The organism is Solibacillus sp. NPDC093137, assembly GCF_050280445.1.
Lineage (GTDB): Bacteria > Bacillota > Bacilli > Bacillales_A > Planococcaceae > Solibacillus > Solibacillus isronensis_B.
The window spans coordinates 177,601-195,477 of sequence record NZ_JBNNVH010000004.1 but is presented as its reverse complement, the minus strand read 5'-3'; the positions used below and the strand labels follow the sequence as shown (position 1 = coordinate 195,477).

Sequence of the window (17,877 nt, the reverse complement as noted above, 5' to 3'; positions counted from 1 at the left end):
TAAAGGAGGCACAAATACGTGGGTATTGTCCGTACTAGAAAAAAGAAACAACTTTATACAGCAATCGCTTCGGCGGGCGCAACAGCTATCATTGCAGCTGGTGGATTTTATTGGTTTTACCAAGAATCCAACGAACGTGAAATTGAATTAAAAAACAAATATCAAGCACAAGTAGAGGAACTAGAAAGTATCGCAGCTCAAAGTGTACTCGGTTACGCATTAAAAGAACCTGTCGCGCGCGGTGAGGTTATCACAGGCGACGACATTCAAGAGGTTTATGTATCCGAAGCGGGGGCCGGGGATCTGTTCTTATACAATCTTCTTGATAGTCCAGAGCATACATTTTATGCACGCGCGGATTTATCCGCTCAAACAACTTTAACAAATGCAATGGTATACGAGGATGAAAAAGTAAATGATGATACGCGTGAAATCGAGTATTCATTCATTGACCTACCTTCAAAAATTGCAGTAGGCGAATATATAGATATTCGTATTCAATTCCCAACGGCTGACGAATACGTGCTTTTATCTAAGAAGAAGGTTAAAGACGTGGTTGGCACTACAGTTTGGTTCGATATTGACGAAGGTGAATTATTAACAATGTCTTCTGCGATGGTTGATGCTTACTTAGAACAAGGTACTAAAATTTACGCTGTCAATTATGTTGATGATCAAATGCAACCTAAAGCATCTATGACATACCCAGTTAAAGACAATGTCAAAGAGATTATCCGTACTACACCTAATATTGTAGAACGCGCGAAATTAAACCTTGAAAAACAAAATCGTGCTCGTTTAGAACAAAACTTAAACGACATGGGCATTGATCAAAAAGCAACTGTTCAAACAGGTGCCGCAGCAGTTGAATCAAAAGTGAACCAAGAGAACGCTCAACGTTCTGCAGAAGAACGAGTGAATGCACTTAATGAGCAAACGCAAACTCAAGCTCAAACTCAAGAAGATCTAGTTCGTGGAAGTGAGTGATAATAACCCATGATTAAAGTGCAATTATTAGGTACTCGCAATAAAACTGATTTAGCAATATTTCTGGCAAATGCAGTAGTAGGGCAAGGCAAACGTGCTCTTATTGTCGATTGTACGAAAGAACAACTATACAAATATGGTTTTGGCCATACGGATAGCGACAGCGAAATTTTTGAAATTCAAGGTGTTGACGTTTTAACAGCTGCAGTTACAAGTTGGGACGACGTTGTAAAGGCTACACGTAAAGAAAATAGCGATGTAACGAATTATGAAATTGTTATTGTGGACTTTGATCACTTAGCTCCATTGCAAGGTGATTGGGCTGATTTCAACCGCACAATTTACACTGGCGATAATGATCGCTTTGCTATTAACCGTGATGTGGAGCTGTTACATAGCTTTATGGATATGGTTGGTGAAGATTTACCAATCCAACATGTACATTTTGAATCAGCTTACCACGTGCCGGCGGGCTACCTTGAACTATTAATGAACAACCGCCTTGAATTTAAAGATATTTACTATGAAATCGAATATGACGAACGTTTAGAGAGCATTCGCCAGTCCATGCAACATAACCGTATTATTCCACAAACTAAAATTTCGAAAGAATATCGCGTAATGATTAGTGAAATTGTGGCTTCCTTATATGGTGTGACAACGAATGAAGTAAGTGAAGGTGTAGAAAAACCATCTATATTCTCACGTATCTTCTCTAAACCAGTAAAAGCAGAAAAATAGGAGGTGTAGCTCATGGGTAAAACGATCCTGTCATGGTCGCCAATTCATGGTCAAGCTAATACGACGTCAAATATATCGTCGCTGGCCTCTTTACATGCGATGGGAAATGACTATACAAACCTAATTACGCATACTCAATTAACATTTTCTTCGCTAGAGTCACTTTTCGGAAAAGTGAACATAGCAAAAGGCTTTGAGGATTCGGGTATTGCCGCGTTAGAGCGACTTAATAAAAGTAATTTATTAAAATCGGATGCCGTTCGTGATTATACAGAAACGGTTTATCAAAATTCTTTAGACCTTCTCGGCGGTCGCAAACAGTTCAGTGCAGATATTGAACAAACCGAGCGCTTATTATTAACAGCTGCACAAGCCTACGATTTCGTATGGGTTGATGCACATAGCGGAGGACGTAATGCTTTAACAATCAGCTTGATGGAAAAAGCAGACTTAACACTCGTCAATTTACCGCAAAATCGTTATGTATTGGACCGCTTCTTTAGCGGTGAAGACTTCCCGGAAGTTTTAAAAGGGCGTAATTACATCATTTTGATTAGTTCTTACGATAAAACGTCTTCATTCTCTTTAAATAAAATCAAACGACTTTATAAAGTGAATGTACCAATTTTTGAAGTACCGTATTCGGTGCCATTTAAAGACGCAACGAATACTTTACAACTGGCTGAATATTTCTACCGTAACTACATGGCATATACGGACAAAGAAAATCCAAGCCATGATTACATTAAAGCACTTCGTAAAATCAATCATCACATTACAAAATCATTCGGCTTTACTAGGAATGGTGATGTAGAGGAGGACGAGGACGAATGAGCTTTTGGGTAAACATATCAATTATTTGTATAATTGTTGCCTTTATCCTCTTTATTATTGCATTACGTTTTGTTCAGCAAAAAAACTTGAACATTTTTAATAAAAAGTCAGAGGACAATCGTGCTTTGTATACGCAAGAGGCATTATTAGATTTCATTAAAAAGCGTATGACTGAAATTACTACTGTGAACTTATACTCCATGAATCTCACTGAAGACGAGTTCAAACGTAAAGCTCGTCGCCGTGAAGAACTACGCGAAGCTTTAAAAAACTGTAATACAGGTGATTTATCTTCAAAAATCTATGTACGTGAGTATATTTTCGAATTGTTACAAACGGAGTACGGCATCAATGAGGAAAATATTGATTGGGTTATCCCTTACGATTCACCTGCTGAAATGTCTGTTCGTGAAAAATTCGAAACATTACTGTACTTATCAGGTAAAAAGCATGGCAATAAAGGTTTTGGCTACTTAGCTGAAACGTATAAACTTGCTGAACCGAAGGAAGATGGCAGTTACCGCATTACGATTCTTGATGTGGAACGTATGTACAAAGACGTTGTTCGTGGCCGTAAAGTGCAATTTGAGGATAAGCTACGAGTTGTTACTCAAATCATTTATTCGCAATTTAAAGGCTTTGGTATTGTTGATGAAATTCGCGATATGGCGATTGATGGGGTGTCAGGCGGTGTTTCTGGCTTACCGGATCGTGTAAATGCAATGACTCACGTACCTCAAATGCTTGAAAAAGCAATGGAGCAAAAAGGCACGAGCTTAAATAGTGCATGGGTGATGTATAAAGGTAAAAGTATTCATTTATCGTTCCTATCATTTGGACATGAAAGTGAACTGCGCCGAGTAGTAACGAACATTTATAAGTTCGGCTATCCTGGTCAATTATCTGAGAGCCGCCCTTACATTATTAATGAGATGTACGATGGATCTCGTGTCACAGTTATGCGCCCAAAATTTTCGGAGAGCTGGGCATTCTTCATTCGTAAAAAGTTTGATGCGAAATTACTTACTTTAGAGCAGCTAATTACTGCACCACGTAATGTACTTGCAATAGATACGTTGAAATACTTAATGAAGGGTAACCGAACTTGTGCCGTTACAGGTGCTCAAGGTAGTGGTAAGACGACTCTATTAATGGCAATGATTCAACATATCCATACTGCTTTAAACTTGCGTATTCAAGAAACGAGCTTTGAGCTTAACTTACGTACGCTTTATCCAAACCGAAATATTTTATCTTTCCAAGAAACAGATTTAGTTTCCGGGCAAGATGGTCTAGACCTTCAGAAGAAAACGGACGGTGACGTTACGATTTTAGGTGAGGTTGCAACAGACCCAGTAGCAAGTTGGATGATTCAATCAGCACAAGTTGCTTCACTATTTACTTTATTTACGCACCATGCCAAAACATTCTCGAATTTAGTTTATGCATTGCGTAACTCGCTACTAAAAGCCGGTAACTTCTCAAGTGAATCGATTGCCGAGCAGCAAGTAGTAAGTGTTTTAGAGTTCGATATTCATTTAACTGCAGAAGTAGATGGCACACGTTACATCGAACGTATTACTGAATGTATTCCAATCGAATACGAGGATGAAGGGCTTGTAATGGCTGCTCTTGCAAAAGGGCAAAACACTCGTGAAGAAAAAATTGACACGCTATTAAACTTAGGAACAACTTTCCTACGTCAGCAAACGCAACGTAAACACTTCACTAGCCGCAACATTATCGAGTACCAAAATGGTGAGTATGTTGCTGTAAATCCTATTTCAGAAGAGCGTCAGAAAGAAATCATGCAGCGATTAACAACTGATGAACGTGAAGAATTTACGCAGTTTATCAATAAATATTGGGGGGCATCGGCATAATGGCAACGTTAGCAGGCTTGTCACAATACTTTGTCGCGATAGGCTTAGCTGGCTTCTTAATTGTGTTAGCTTACTTCCTTGCTATGAGCCAACGCGACAAAAACAATAAGCGTAAGGTGCTAGGCCAAAATAGAAGTAATAATAAAAATGCAACCTTCAATATCTATGCGCAAAAGGGCTACAACCAATTAATCCGTATACCAGGAGTTCGTAAAGTTGTTCTTCGTATCCGTAAACGTTTAGAAACACTATCGATTTACGATGAATATACGTTACGACGAGAAGTAATGAAGGTCGTATTTACAATTTTAAGTGTCATTTTAATCGTTGTAATTTTACTCGTACTTGTACGACCAAGTGTAATGGTAGTCTTTTGGATCCTTCTAGGTTTAGTTTTCCTAAGTGGTGCACTAATTGATTTCTTCGTACACCGAGTAGAAATGCGATTACTACAACAACTTAAAGCGTTCAACAACCGCGTGCGTTTCTATTACCAACAAACAAAAATGGTAGACGATGCCATATTTGATGCAACGGCACAGGTTGGACCGGAAATGAAAATTCAAGCTGAGCGTATTTACGACATTCTTACTTCGCTAGAGCCTGAAAAGGAATTAGCGAAATACGAGGAAGTTGCGCCAACTCGATTTTTAAAAGTTATCGCGGGACTTAGTTTACTTGTAAAAGAGCAAGGCGATAAGTTTTCGGAAAAGGGCAGTGCTTACTTACGTGGTTTATCTGCTATTAATGAAGAATTAAATAGCGAAATTTTATATCGTAATAAGCTGTCGTACCAATTACGCAGCCTTAGTACATTAACAATCGTTCCAATTTTCTTCGCCCTACCAATTAAAAACTGGGCGATTGATAAATTCCCAATCATGCAAAGTTTCTATGATTCTCGTATCGGCTTTGTATGTGAAGTTGCAGTATATGCTACAGCATTAGTTTGTTACTTGGTTATCCGTAAAATGCGTGAAATTCATGAAACATCTAATTCAATGGGTGTGAAACGAGTATTTTGGGAAGAAAAGATTTTCAAACGGGTACCATTCGTTGAAAAAATCTGTAAGGCCTTGTCACCAACGCCTTATACGAAAAAGCACTTTCAGTTACAACAGTTAATTAAAGATGCCAATTCACCATTAAAAATTGATTGGTTAATGCTTCACCGCATTCTAATCACTTTATCGGTAGTCATTTTCTTAACAGGCGGGTTGATTTTTGCCCATCTTCGTGAAGAAAAGAGCGTTTTAAATAGTTCACTTCCTTCTACACTATTTGCGGGCGAGCTGTCAGATGAAGAAAAAGGCATTTTAAAAGAACAAACGGCATTCGATAAGCGAGTGATCGAAGAGATTCAAAAATCAGATACTACGGTTACAGAGGCTGAAATGAAGTCATACCTAGCAGCACAGCTGGGGGTTGATGAAAAAGATCCAAAGGTAAATATCGCTTATGACCGTATTGCTGAAAAATGGATTGTTGTGAAAAATGCTTACCTGAAATGGTGGGAGTTTGTAATAGCGATAGCCATTGCTTTCGCTGCTTCATACGCTCCTATCTGGAATCTTCAACTTAAACGTTATTTACGCTTTAAAGATATGGAGATTGAAGTATACCAACACTTAATTTTAATCAGTATTTTAAAAGAATTTGAATCAATGAGTGTTTATAAAATCCTTGAATGGATTGAACGTTTCTCGATTGTTTTCAAAGAGCCCGTTCAAATTGCTTTGCAAAACTTTGATGCCGGCCCGGATGAAGCACTCGACAAACTAGGAAAAGATATTAGTTTTGAAGGTTTCCAGCAAATTGTTGAACGTTTACGGTTATCTATCATTCGTATCTCGATTCAAGAGGCATTTGACGACATTGACATTGAAAGAGAATTTTATTTTAACCAACGTAAAGAAGAACAAAATCGCTCAGTCGATAGTAAGGGAATCATTGGCGGCTATGTTGGTTTAGCTCCAGTCATGGTATTAGTGTTTTTATACCTAGTAATTCCATTGATTTACATTTCTTTAATTAAAACAACAGATACAATGCAACCTTTCTTATAATACCGGCTTGCATTGAACGGCTACGAATAGATTCGATTCAATGCAAACCAATTAAATTATTTATTAAAAGTGGCTTTAGAGGACAGAATAATCCCTCCTTTTTTTAACAAAGTCCTTTAAATCTACGAAATTAAAAAACAGAATGGAGAATTCATCTTATGTCAGAAACGGTATCAACTGCCCTCAAATTTGGTGCAGCATTATTCTTAGTATTAGCTTTAATCGGTTTAGCAGTAAATGCTTTCAGCCCAGCAACAGACGCAACAAAAACAGCAACAACAGATTTCTCGAACACAACAACAGAACTAAAAGATCAAAAGTACTTAATCTATGACAACACTGTAATTTCAGGAAGCCAAGTAGTAAACGCTTTACGTAAATTTGAAAAAGACGGTAAAACTCAAACAATCGGTCTTTATGTTGAAACAGGTAAAAACAACGGCGCGGGTGTATGGTACTACTCTGAATTCGCATCTGATAAATTAACAGAATCTACTACTCAAGATTTAACTTTAACTAGCACAGTAACAGATAACAACTATATCAATCCATCAGGAACTTTCGAGTCAATAGTAGATAGAGATAGTAACGGTGTTATTCGTGCAATCAAATTCACTCAACAAAAATAATCTTTCTTAAAAAAAAGGGGGGTATTGGGAATGACGTTGCTACTTATGTGGTGGCGGCATCATTCCCTACTTTTTATGAACAAATCAGTAATAGGAGTAATAGAATTAGCCTTTGCCACGATAGTATTCTTGGCAGCTTTAGTCTATATGATTTACCAAACAACCGACATAGCACCTGCATTTGACGAGATTGCTCCGTCACAAGCAACTGTGTACTCTATCCAGCGAGATATTCCGAATGAGGAAGATGTTGCATGGACGGGGGCACAGGTTGTTGGTAAATTATATCGTCTAACTGAAGACGATGTGGAAATCAGAGTAAATGGCGTTTCATTTAGAACAGACGCTGATGTAATTCGTCTTGGCGATACAATTAATAAGTACAGAAAATATACTCAATCAGTAAGTTACGATACCAATGGGAAAATGACGATGATCGACTTTACAACAATTAATTAAGTAGAGAGGAATGTATAAGGAATGCCAAATGCTATATCCAAATTATTTGCTGTCATTTTAGCAATATTGGTGTTGTACTATGTGCCAACCTATCAAATTTACAAAAAGCAAGAGGATTTGGCTTACTTAAATACGTATGAAACCGTTACGGCATTCGTCGATAATGTACGCATGAAAGGTTACATTACACCTCAGATGTATGAAGATTTTCAAAAGAAATTAATTATAGGGGATGTGCTGTATGACGTTGAAATGACGCACAAACATAAATTGTACGTGCCAGTTTATTCGGACCCGGCTAATCCAAATTCATTTACAAGGGAATATCAAGTACACTATAGCGAATATTACGAAACACAAATTTTAGATGTGCTCTATGGTGATCCAACCAAAAGTATTGAACAACGTACATACAAGCTAGAAAACGGTGATTTCTTCAGTTTATACGTTGAGAACAAAACAAAGTTTAAATCAACTATGGTTTTAGATTTCTTAACGGGAGCTATTACAAAAGATAATGAGGTTGTCGTTTCTGTACCATACGGAGGCATGATACTAAATGAAGATTACTGATTATATCATTGTATTTTTGATTGTTGCATTACCAGCTTTCTTCTTTATTCAAATGAAAGCGGAAAAGACAACCGATTTTGTTGAAATGAATCATCATAATGAATGGTCCTTAACTGTATCTGCTCACGACGCAATTAATGTGCTCTCTACAAATGTTGTGCCAAAACTAGAAGCAGGCTACCACTCCTATAAAATCAGTCCAAGCGATCCACAGCTTGCTTATGAAACATTTATCCATTCATTAGCTGCAAATTATCAAGTGCAAGATGGTGTTTCTGTAAATGTTTTAGAGCGATATGTACCTGTATTTGCAGTTTTGGATTACGATGGCTTACTGCTGAACGTGTACAAAGAATATAAAGATGCAGATGGCAATGTTATAAATGAACGTACATGGCTACCAAAAATCCCTTTCAGCTATACGGATAGTGAAGGGAACATTATTAACTTCACGATTGATGATACGGTTGAAATTTACGACAGTACATTAAAAGAATGGTACGACGGTAAACGTGGAGAACTGGCCGCAGACGAAGAAATTACGATTCCTTTATTAAAGGATGAAGATACGTTTGAAAAAGAGCGAACACAAATGATTGTTAATACATTGCAAGAGAATATTGCTTATTACGTAAATAAGCACAATGTTTATACAAAATCTTTAGATGTTACTTATACATTTACAATGCCGCTTATTGAAAAGGAAGATTGGTATAACACAGTTGATAATATCGGTGTTTTTGCTTTCTTCCAAGGCTATCAATATATGCTGAATGACCAACAATATAATGAATTTGCTTTTGTCGGCACTCGGCTTGATCGTAAAGATCGTATTATGGCCGGTATAGTGGATGGACATAAACGTTTTTGGTACGAATCATGTAATTTTCCATATCAAGCTACTGAACTTTACAGCAGTAAAAAAGATGCTGCTAAAAACGGATATAGCGAACTTTCATGCGTGAATCAGTATCAATAAAAGATAAAAAAAACAAACAATATGATGTTAGGGAGGAATTTCAATGGAAGCACCAATTAGTTTAACGAATCATTATATCCAAGTACCTTTTGCCAAAATTATTTTTCCGTACGACACAAGCCTGTTTGAACTGAAGCACAGTGAATTAGTGAAAGTGAAAAATGAACATGTTGCCAGAGGTACTTCTCACCAAGTCGTGTATTTAGATCGTGAAGAAGACGTTATGCAGTTAGATAGCAAACTTTATGTACAACAAGTTGCTCACCATAACCCGCGCATTACTTTTGGAAGAATAGAGCTGTTAGCGGATGCGAAAGTTTGTACTCGTACAGGCTTAGTACAGCGCATTGTGAAGGAAGGGGCGACTTTAAAAGTCCTTGAAGTGATACCTCATAAAGAAAATCCTGATATTGTTCGTTACCGAATTGGCAAAGATAGCTATATTTCATCATTAGAAGCAGTGAAATTTATCATTGGTCATATCACAGTAGCGAACAATGAAAAAGTGTATACGAATGGGACATTTTATAATTTAACTGCAAATGTGCCGTATTTTTACGATAAAGTACATGCAAACATAATTCATTTAACCGAATTAGATATTTGGGTGGATGTTTCAAAGCTTGGTACACATAGGTTTGAGTTGATTTAGTGAAAGATGATAAGTTTTTGTATTTAATTTTAATAACTAAAACTTGACACTTTAGCTATTTTACGATATTATTGATTTACACACTAAAGCCGTTCGTTCGGCACAACAAATCAATCACTATCACACATATCACAATCAGTAATACAATATCAGGCAGATTGCCCCTTAAAAAGAAGGTGATAAAAAAACGTTTCGAAAAACAAACAGTTGGAGGAAATTAACATGAAAAACAGCAACAAACTTTTATTATCTACACTTGCGTTAGCAATTGCTACACCGGCTTTCGTTATTCCTTATGACAGCACATCAAATCAAGTAGAGGCTGCTACTACATACGCTAAGACATTTAGTGACGTATCGAAAAAGAACGTTTATTACGATATCATTCATGAAATGGCTCAAAGTGGAATTATTAGTGGATATGAGGATGGTACGTTTAAACCTAGCGAAACGATCTCTCGTAAACATGCGGCTGCATTAATCAGTCGCGCAATTGATAGATTACCAAAAACAACGACTTTTAAAGCACCGAAAGATTTATCTACAAACAACGCTTATTACAACGATATTAAAAAGCTTATGGAAGCGGGAATATTAGCTGTCGATTCAAAGGGCAATATTAACCCGAACAAAGCTTTAACGCGTGGGGAAATGGCAAAAATTTTGGCTATTGCATATGACCTAGATACAACGGGGACGAATCCATTAACAGATGTATCAAAAGCGAATGCAAAGTATGTAAGTGCATTGTATAACAATGGTGTTACTACTGGATATGAAGATAAGACATTCAGAGAAAATGCTTCGTTGACACGCGCACATTATGCTGTATTTATGCACCGAGCGCAAAAATTTAAAGAAGCAAATACTATCACTATTGAAGATATTTCAAAAATGTCTCAAGAAGAAATAGATAACTTAAACTACAAACAGATTGTTAGTTTATTAGAGCCACAAAAATATGGTTTAGCGGGTGAAAAAGTTCCTTTACCAAAGGGCTATACGGATAGAGCAGCAGCAACTAAGGATGCTAAAGCAGTTTATGCTTTATTTCATGGACGACAAAGTTTAGATGCAAATAGTTCAACACCTACAATTTCAAATGTAGGAATGGACAATTTTATAAGAAATATTTCTAAACGTATTCAAAAGCCAACTGCAGATGTTATATCCATGATAAATAAAGTTACTTTAGAGGGTATTGCCATTACTTCAACAGAAGATGACCCTGTAAAATTCGCCATGTATTTCAATTATGAAGAAGATCGCTTATATATTAGCTTTAGAACTTTTTAGGTTTAGGAGCTAATATATGAAAGTAAAAAGAATAGCATTTTTATTTTTAATACTGACCATACTTTTTAATTCATTAGGTATAGAAACTAATTTTGTAAAAGCTTCGACCACCTTAGCACCTGGCACTTATGTTATTCGAAATGTATTAGCCCATGACCCCGGACAAAACCCTGGTCCTCAAACCGTTGCAGATATTTTACGATACGTAGATTCCGGTGGGGAAATGCCGGGGCGAACGGGTTGGAGTGCATATGAGTTAGTTTGCGTTAATGGTACTTTTGAAAAAGGGCGATCTGTTCAAACTTCTGACAGTGGACGTGATAAACGTTATTCACCTTCGGAATATAGAACAGAAATTATTAACAGCTTAAGGTCTGATGGCTATTCCTCTTCCGAAGCAGAAGCCATTTACCAAGCTGCTGTTAGTACAGGCGAAAGTTTAGTTTATCAAGCTGGTTCAAAAAGAGATGTTTCTTCAACTGGTGAAAGAAAATGGCACCCTTGTCGAGCAGAAGAACGCGGAGGATATTATAATAATTTAGATTTCGACCTAACTTTGACTATAACTATTGTTGAAGATGGGGGTCCGGTAATTTCACCTCCAGGTGGCGGGGGAGAACCGACATGTGAAGAGTTAGGGAATTGTCCACCACCACCGCCACCACCGCCAATAACGGTTCCTGGTAATAATGCTTGGCCATCCTGTAGTTTCAACATTATTTATCAAGGTAGTGGAGGAAGTATAAGGGATGGAGTCAACTCTCCACGACCGAGCGGAGAAATTAATTCGAATAATGGTCAGTTTAATGTTACGCAAGGCATTCCGACCAGTGAATTATTGAAAACGAATGCGCGGAGTGAAGAGTATATTTACGGGTTAAATTTTGAAAATAATACCGGCATAGTTGCTTATCAGATTACCGCTACAAAGACATTTAATTTAAATTGGTTTGTAGGGGATCAAGAGTATCTCAGCACAACAACAGAAAGTGAAACAGTTACCGTTACACGAGATTGGGCTTATTGGGAAGTAATCACATATTGGTTATCTCAGTTAGATAGCGCAACAATGAAGAATTACGCTTTGCCTAATGGCGAAGTAAACATGCCAGCAAATCTAAATGTTAGTGCAACTGCTTCAACAGATAAATTTCAAAATAATCACGTATTCCCAGCTCCTTGTCCGACGGTTGTATTACCATCGGAAAGTATTAATGGTTCGTCTGCACCTAGTTTTTATGGAGAAGCTAAAGCAGCAGCAGAATCCGCTACAGGTCTGACACAAGTTAGAAATGACCTTGCAACGTTTAAAGGTTCTACTATTATGAGTAATAGTTTAGCTACAACAAGCGGACCAAGACCAAGTACAATACCAGCTCCAAGAATGGTTGAGTTGAAAAGGGAAAACTTATTAATTGATTCCAACAAAACGAACTATTTTGAAGCACCAAGTACTGGGACGATGCATTATAGGTCCGTAGTTAATATTAATGGTCAAAATCCAGTGAATTTCCCGTTTAACGTCAACCATGTTACGGTACACACGCCTGTTGTTATTTATGCAAAGGCGACGGACGATAAAGAACATGACCAGCGGACAAATCCGCCTACTCGATCTAATCCTGTAAATAATGACACAGAAATTGCGGCGTTTGTTTTGGACAGACCATTTACAATAAGTATGCCAACAAAAGGACAGCATCGAAATATACCAGGATATGGAAATAGAGATTATGCTAAATGGACTCGTGAAAAATTGGTTCGATTCCCATTTGACGTTTATTCGGAAACAAAGCAGCGTTTCTATCCGGCTAATACATGGATTAACATTCCTGTTGATATAATAGATGTAAAATTCTTTTTACCAGTTTGGGTTCCTGAAGGACGTTATACAGTAGATTTCAAAACAATCGCTGAAAATGCTCCAGCAGCTAACGGAGGGGAAGAACACGAAGCAAACGTGACCATTCCTAATGGTGTTGTAGCAGGTCACCAATCAGCTGCCCATACTGCGACAGACAACATTAAAATTGATGTAGTGGGTCGTTTATATGATTTCAATGTAACTGATATTACAGATTACAACTGGCAAGACGTATTTAGAACTTCTGATGGCTTTACGTTAAATAACACACGCTATTTCGTTGGCAGTAATGGTATTGATGGCGATAGTCGAAACTTAGATAGTCAATTTGTTTTACCTGTAAATCATAGTTCGCATCCGAATGGCTATACGAATGTAGCGATTAAAAAAGGTTACACTTTCCGTTTTGATCTTAAAACAAAAGGAAACATGCAAGCTGATAATGATGCAATTCGCATTAAGCCGACATTCTACTTTGTAAATAAAGACGGTTCGAATAGACGTGAGGTTGATTTATACTATCACGAGGTTACAAATAACTTTGTAAAAGTAGGCTCTGAACAGGATAAGACTTATCGACAAGTTGTGCTAAATGATGCACAACGTAACATTACTGAAACTGAACTGATGGCAAACGCTGATTATTATTATCGTCATGCTGATATTTACGATGGTATGGAAGAATTAACGAAAGATTACTATGCTACATCATTTGCTCGTAAGTATTTACGTTCTTTCTCTAAAGAGGAACAAACTACTGGCCCTTATGGTTGGCAAATTCTAAATTGGAAGCTCCGTACATTTATCGGTCCAGAAGAAAATGAAGTACCTGCTAATACAATGGTACCTCCATCGGATGCTGTTGCTTCACAGCAAGCATGGTATGGTGAGTACAGTATTCCATCAAACGTATATGCAGTGGAAAAAGGTAAATCTTTAAGTGCAACAGGACAAAGTAGCGAAGGATTAAGCGGTAATAATGCCGTATTCCTAAATGATGGCTATATTATCGTCAATTTCGACATCGAATCCCTTGATTCAGGCGATCTTGATAACCCGCGCTTACAGTACATTAATGCACCGTTAGTCAACCAATGGTACACAATGGAAGGCTTCAAACGTTCATTCGTTGCCGCATTTGGCAACACATTTACTTCTAAAGATGGTGATGTTGCTTATTACCATGGTGATCAATCATCACAAAATGACTTTAATAGTTCCGTTACGCACTAAATACAGTAAACAATTTCAGCCCCTTCTACTTATTATTTCATAGTAGGAGGGGCTATTTTTAAGAAAATAAGTTGTAGATCAAAAATCTAAGTTTTGGACTAACAAGGAGAAACTAATGAATATTACATATGACATTTCAACAATCCCTTTGCTGAACGTAGCAATTTTACTGCTATTATTAACGGTTGTATCAACACGGATTTACTTTAAGACCAATATTAAAACGGATTTATATTTAACCTTCGCCTTTGCCCTTATAACAATTATTGCATTACCTTTATACTGGCACACAGGTGAGCGGTTATTTTGGAGCCGCACACAGCACATTGCTTTATTAAGTGTATTGGCTTTGACATTAGCAGTGTACTGGCTTGCGGAAAAACGTACACGATCGGAGAGTTTACCTATCATGGTACTTACCGGCGTAACTGTCCTAACTTTGCTTGTATCGGAACTCGCTGCAGGCTTTATAATTTCCATCACTTTATTTCTAGTGTCGATTTGGATGTTTTTACAAGGTCGTGCTAAGAATACTCTACAATATGTACGAGTAGTATTTTATGTTATTATATCTTTATTAATAGTGTTAGGCATCGTATTTATAGGACCGCCAGCAGCATTATTATTCTCATTAGTATTAGTATCTTTACTACTATATGAAGCAGTTCGTTACTTTGATCGTGTCGTAAATCTATTGAAAAATGCGGGTATCAATTCTATGACTGATGCTTTGACAGGGCTATTTAACAAAGGATTTTTACAAAAAAAATCCGCGCAGCTTGTAGCCAAACAACCAATTTCGATTATTTTCTGTGATATAGACAATTTTAAGAAGTTGAATGATACAATGGGGCACGAACATGGTGATAATGTTTTAATTGGTACAGGACGGGTAATAAAAGAATTGGCGAAAAATGTTGCCTATTGCTGCCGATATGGTGGAGAGGAAATCGTTGTAATTTCAATCTTACCATTAAAAGAAACTGCAATTCTTGCTGAGAAAATTCGGGAAAAGGTAGAGGCCGAACTAAATGTAACGCTAAGTATTGGCGTGGCAAATTCTACTGAAATTCAAGACGTACCTATGAATGAATTAGCAAAAAGAACAGTAAAGGTTGCAGATATGCGTATGTATCAAGCAAAAACTACAGGTAAGAACAAAGTTATATACAAAGATTAAGGAAATTTCTGAAAAATAAAAGGACAATAATATTTCATAAAGTGTAAAATTATGTATACTTATGTCCAATATTTGTATATCTTTCATTTAATGTTGTATATATTGCAAATTGTTAGTAAATTAGAACTAACGAAATATAGTTAGTGATACAATATATACTAGTTAAAACTTTCATTATAGTTCCGGGGGGAATTTTAGTATGAAATATACAATACCGACTAATGAGATTGTAAAAGATGTTGTTTTAACTCCGCCTGGCTATCGTACAGGGTTGAACTATGATAATGTCAAAAATGCAGTCGTTCATTGCTCTTATCAGTTTATTCGTACAAAGTGTAGAGCTGATAATAGCTCTAGTAACAATATTTTTTGTGCTTATATTTTAGCAACGAAAATTTTTATGTATCCAAAAACCGACGATCTTAAATTTAGCTTAGAAAATAAGCAATTTAAGAAAATTAGTCGTGTAGAGGATGAAGAACGTGTGTATCATATTCGATATAAAAATGAACAGGCAGGTTCATTAGAATTTCCTTTTATCGAAGCCTTACATGATGAAGACACTCAAATCGTTTTAACGGACGATGAATACCGATTGCTAACAGACGACAGTAAAACATCGCTATATGATTTTATAACGTTTAAATCTGAAAGTAATTAAATCAATCAGACAGCTTATAGCACATATTGTATTGTGTTATAAGCTGTTTGTTGTTAATATAAAGGTATAGCTTTTTACTTTCTTTTATTATGCCGATACCTTTTGAAACCATATTTTGATGTTTCAAATGTAGTAATCGAGTGACTTTGAACTTACAACAGCCTTTGGGTTGGATTTTATAACTTTGGATAACTATGTCCAAATTTAAAATTCTACCTGATTGGCTGTTTTTTTTATGTCTTCAAACGTCATTTTCAGCATTTTATTAGGTCGTAATAAGCTCTTTTTTTAATTTATTAATTATTCAAGAAGGAGCCAACCAACCAATGAACAACCAAAATTTATCAATTCAAACGAAAGTAGAGGTCGTAATGTGTATTGAAGGAAAAACTTTCGAGGACATTACAAAAGAATTAAAAGGTTTAAATTTCGCTTTAAATAAAGATGGATTCTTAGTTTATAACAGTCCATTTGTCAATCCTGGAGACAAACAACCTTTAATTTTCAAGTTCAAACCTTTAACAGAAGGTTCAAAAATTTATCGTGTGTGCATTGAAGGGCAAATGGACGGTATTCGCGCTATTTTAGAAACTGCATTTAGTCGCTACAACGTGAATTTCCGTATGCTGCAGTTTGATGTAGAGTTAGAAGACTATTCAGTGGCCAAATGCCAAAACATGATAGCAGAAGATACGAATTGGGGGAAAACAGAAGATGCACGCATTTTCAATGTTGCTTCAAATCGTAATTTAGCTTGCTTATTAATGGACACGTCGATCAAATTCCAAACTCGTGACAAGTTAGATACTTTCGAGCAAGTCGGAGCTGCTATTCAAGAGTGTAAATACCAAATGGATGTATTCGTTCCTACTACGGAATTTAATTTGTTTACATTCGAAGAAGTATTATCACTGTCGATCGCGTAAGGAGGAATTTGAAAATGACTAAGTTCGTAATTTTTGATGAAAAGCAAGCAGAGAAGGATTTATTAGAATATGTAATAACAGGTGCACACGCCGAGCGTTCTGCTTGCGAGAAGAACGGTACTGCCGCACAAGATGCATTGAAAGACATTCTATTGAGCAGCAGTGATGAAAAACGTCACGAGTATTCATTAGCAGGTCAGAAGATCATCGCGAAGTTTGTTGCAAAGGACATTAAAAATACTAACCATTCTAAACTCATTGAGGGCGTATTTGAATTTGTACGAAGTGAAGCCTTATCTCAAGCAATTACTTTAGATAAGGATAAACTTGCAGAGGACGGTATTGATATTGCTGATTTCAGTAATTACCTATATAAGCCTACATACTTTGTACGTTTTAGTCCTAACAAGTTTGCAAAGAGCTTCAATAATTCATTATTTACTGCGACAGATGATATGTATGGGTTGGAGACAGAGGAATTGGTACGTCGAATCATTTTTAACAAAGAGCGTCATGTGATGTTGGATGAATATTATACCAACGTCATGCGCCCGTTTAAAATGATGAAGGACCTGAAGTTTACTTCTAGTATGGGCACAGTTAGCAAAGTTGCTAATAAACCGGTATGGGATATTAACGCTATCATTCAAACTTACGGTGATGATTTTATCATTAAATACGGTAAGGCAAAACTTACTGAATTAACTCGGTTTGTTGAAATTGGAGCTATTCCAAAAAGTGTTATTTCAGAAAGTCAGATTGTAATCGATCGTCGTTTAGACTTTATGGTTATGACAGAGGAAGCAGAGCGAAGAGCAATGGATATGTACGGAAATATTCTAGCTCAAAAAGCAAAACGCAATTTGACACGTTCATTTGCATAAGAGTAGACAGTGAGAAGAATCGAGGGCATA

General features: G+C 36.7%; 16 protein-coding genes. All 16 read left to right on the top strand.

Annotated elements, in window-relative coordinates:
- Positions 1 to 18: 18 nt before the first annotated feature.
- The 16 genes from ACQKN3_RS15210 (at position 19) to ACQKN3_RS15135 (ending at position 17,847) form a co-directional block, all read left to right on the top strand.
- A complete protein-coding gene (locus tag ACQKN3_RS15210; protein ID WP_427712962.1) occupies positions 19 to 987 on the top strand; it encodes an SAF domain-containing protein in 969 nt (322 codons plus the stop codon).
- A gap of 9 nt (positions 988 to 996) precedes the next feature.
- Entirely contained in the window at positions 997 to 1,728 is a 732-nt protein-coding gene (locus ACQKN3_RS15205) for a hypothetical protein (RefSeq protein WP_427712959.1), read from the top strand.
- Positions 1,729 to 1,740: 12 nt separating this feature from the next.
- Positions 1,741 to 2,562: a hypothetical protein gene (locus ACQKN3_RS15200; RefSeq protein WP_427712956.1), complete on the top strand. Its 822-nt coding sequence runs from the start codon at positions 1,741 to 1,743 to the stop codon at positions 2,560 to 2,562.
- Positions 2,559 to 4,445 carry an ATPase, T2SS/T4P/T4SS family gene (locus tag ACQKN3_RS15195; RefSeq protein ID WP_427712954.1) on the top strand — a complete coding sequence of 629 codons (1,887 nt, stop codon included), beginning with the start codon at positions 2,559 to 2,561 and terminating at the stop codon, positions 4,443 to 4,445. The genes ACQKN3_RS15200 and ACQKN3_RS15195 overlap by 4 nt, the downstream gene beginning before the upstream one ends.
- On the top strand, positions 4,445 to 6,511 hold the full coding sequence (locus ACQKN3_RS15190) for a hypothetical protein (RefSeq protein ID WP_427712951.1): 2,067 nt from the start codon (positions 4,445 to 4,447) through the stop codon (positions 6,509 to 6,511). The genes ACQKN3_RS15195 and ACQKN3_RS15190 overlap by 1 nt, the downstream gene beginning before the upstream one ends.
- Positions 6,512 to 6,669: 158 nt before the next feature.
- Positions 6,670 to 7,140 carry a hypothetical protein gene (locus tag ACQKN3_RS15185; RefSeq protein WP_427712949.1) on the top strand — a complete coding sequence of 157 codons (471 nt, stop codon included), beginning with the start codon at positions 6,670 to 6,672 and terminating at the stop codon, positions 7,138 to 7,140.
- A gap of 147 nt (positions 7,141 to 7,287) precedes the next feature.
- Positions 7,288 to 7,599 carry a hypothetical protein gene (locus ACQKN3_RS15180; RefSeq protein ID WP_427712946.1) on the top strand — a complete coding sequence of 104 codons (312 nt, stop codon included), beginning with the start codon at positions 7,288 to 7,290 and terminating at the stop codon, positions 7,597 to 7,599.
- A gap of 21 nt (positions 7,600 to 7,620) precedes the next feature.
- Positions 7,621 to 8,172 (top strand): hypothetical protein, encoded by a 552-nt coding sequence (locus tag ACQKN3_RS15175; RefSeq protein WP_427712944.1) that lies wholly within the window; start codon positions 7,621 to 7,623, stop codon positions 8,170 to 8,172.
- Complete coding sequence (locus ACQKN3_RS15170; RefSeq protein ID WP_427712941.1) at positions 8,159 to 9,151, top strand: hypothetical protein; 993 nt, start codon at positions 8,159 to 8,161, stop codon at positions 9,149 to 9,151. The genes ACQKN3_RS15175 and ACQKN3_RS15170 overlap by 14 nt, the downstream gene beginning before the upstream one ends.
- 43 nt (positions 9,152 to 9,194) lie before the next feature.
- Positions 9,195 to 9,803, top strand: coding sequence for a hypothetical protein (locus tag ACQKN3_RS15165; protein WP_427712938.1), 609 nt, complete (start codon positions 9,195 to 9,197; stop codon positions 9,801 to 9,803).
- A gap of 222 nt (positions 9,804 to 10,025) precedes the next feature.
- The gene (locus tag ACQKN3_RS15160; RefSeq protein WP_427712936.1) at positions 10,026 to 11,099 is read left to right on the top strand and encodes an S-layer homology domain-containing protein; all 1,074 of its coding nucleotides are present in this window, start codon (positions 10,026 to 10,028) and stop codon (positions 11,097 to 11,099) included.
- A gap of 223 nt (positions 11,100 to 11,322) precedes the next feature.
- Entirely contained in the window at positions 11,323 to 14,196 is a 2,874-nt protein-coding gene (locus tag ACQKN3_RS15155) for a DUF5704 domain-containing protein (RefSeq protein WP_427712933.1), read from the top strand.
- A gap of 115 nt (positions 14,197 to 14,311) precedes the next feature.
- Positions 14,312 to 15,376 carry a diguanylate cyclase gene (locus tag ACQKN3_RS15150; RefSeq protein WP_427712930.1) on the top strand — a complete coding sequence of 355 codons (1,065 nt, stop codon included), beginning with the start codon at positions 14,312 to 14,314 and terminating at the stop codon, positions 15,374 to 15,376.
- Between the two features lie 199 nt (positions 15,377 to 15,575).
- Positions 15,576 to 16,037, top strand: coding sequence for a hypothetical protein (locus ACQKN3_RS15145; protein ID WP_427712927.1), 462 nt, complete (start codon positions 15,576 to 15,578; stop codon positions 16,035 to 16,037).
- 326 nt (positions 16,038 to 16,363) lie between these two features.
- Positions 16,364 to 16,963: a hypothetical protein gene (locus tag ACQKN3_RS15140; protein WP_427712924.1), complete on the top strand. Its 600-nt coding sequence runs from the start codon at positions 16,364 to 16,366 to the stop codon at positions 16,961 to 16,963.
- Positions 16,964 to 16,977: 14 nt separating this feature from the next.
- Positions 16,978 to 17,847, top strand: coding sequence for a hypothetical protein (locus ACQKN3_RS15135; protein WP_427712922.1), 870 nt, complete (start codon positions 16,978 to 16,980; stop codon positions 17,845 to 17,847).
- The last annotated feature ends 30 nt before the right edge of the window (positions 17,848 to 17,877 follow it).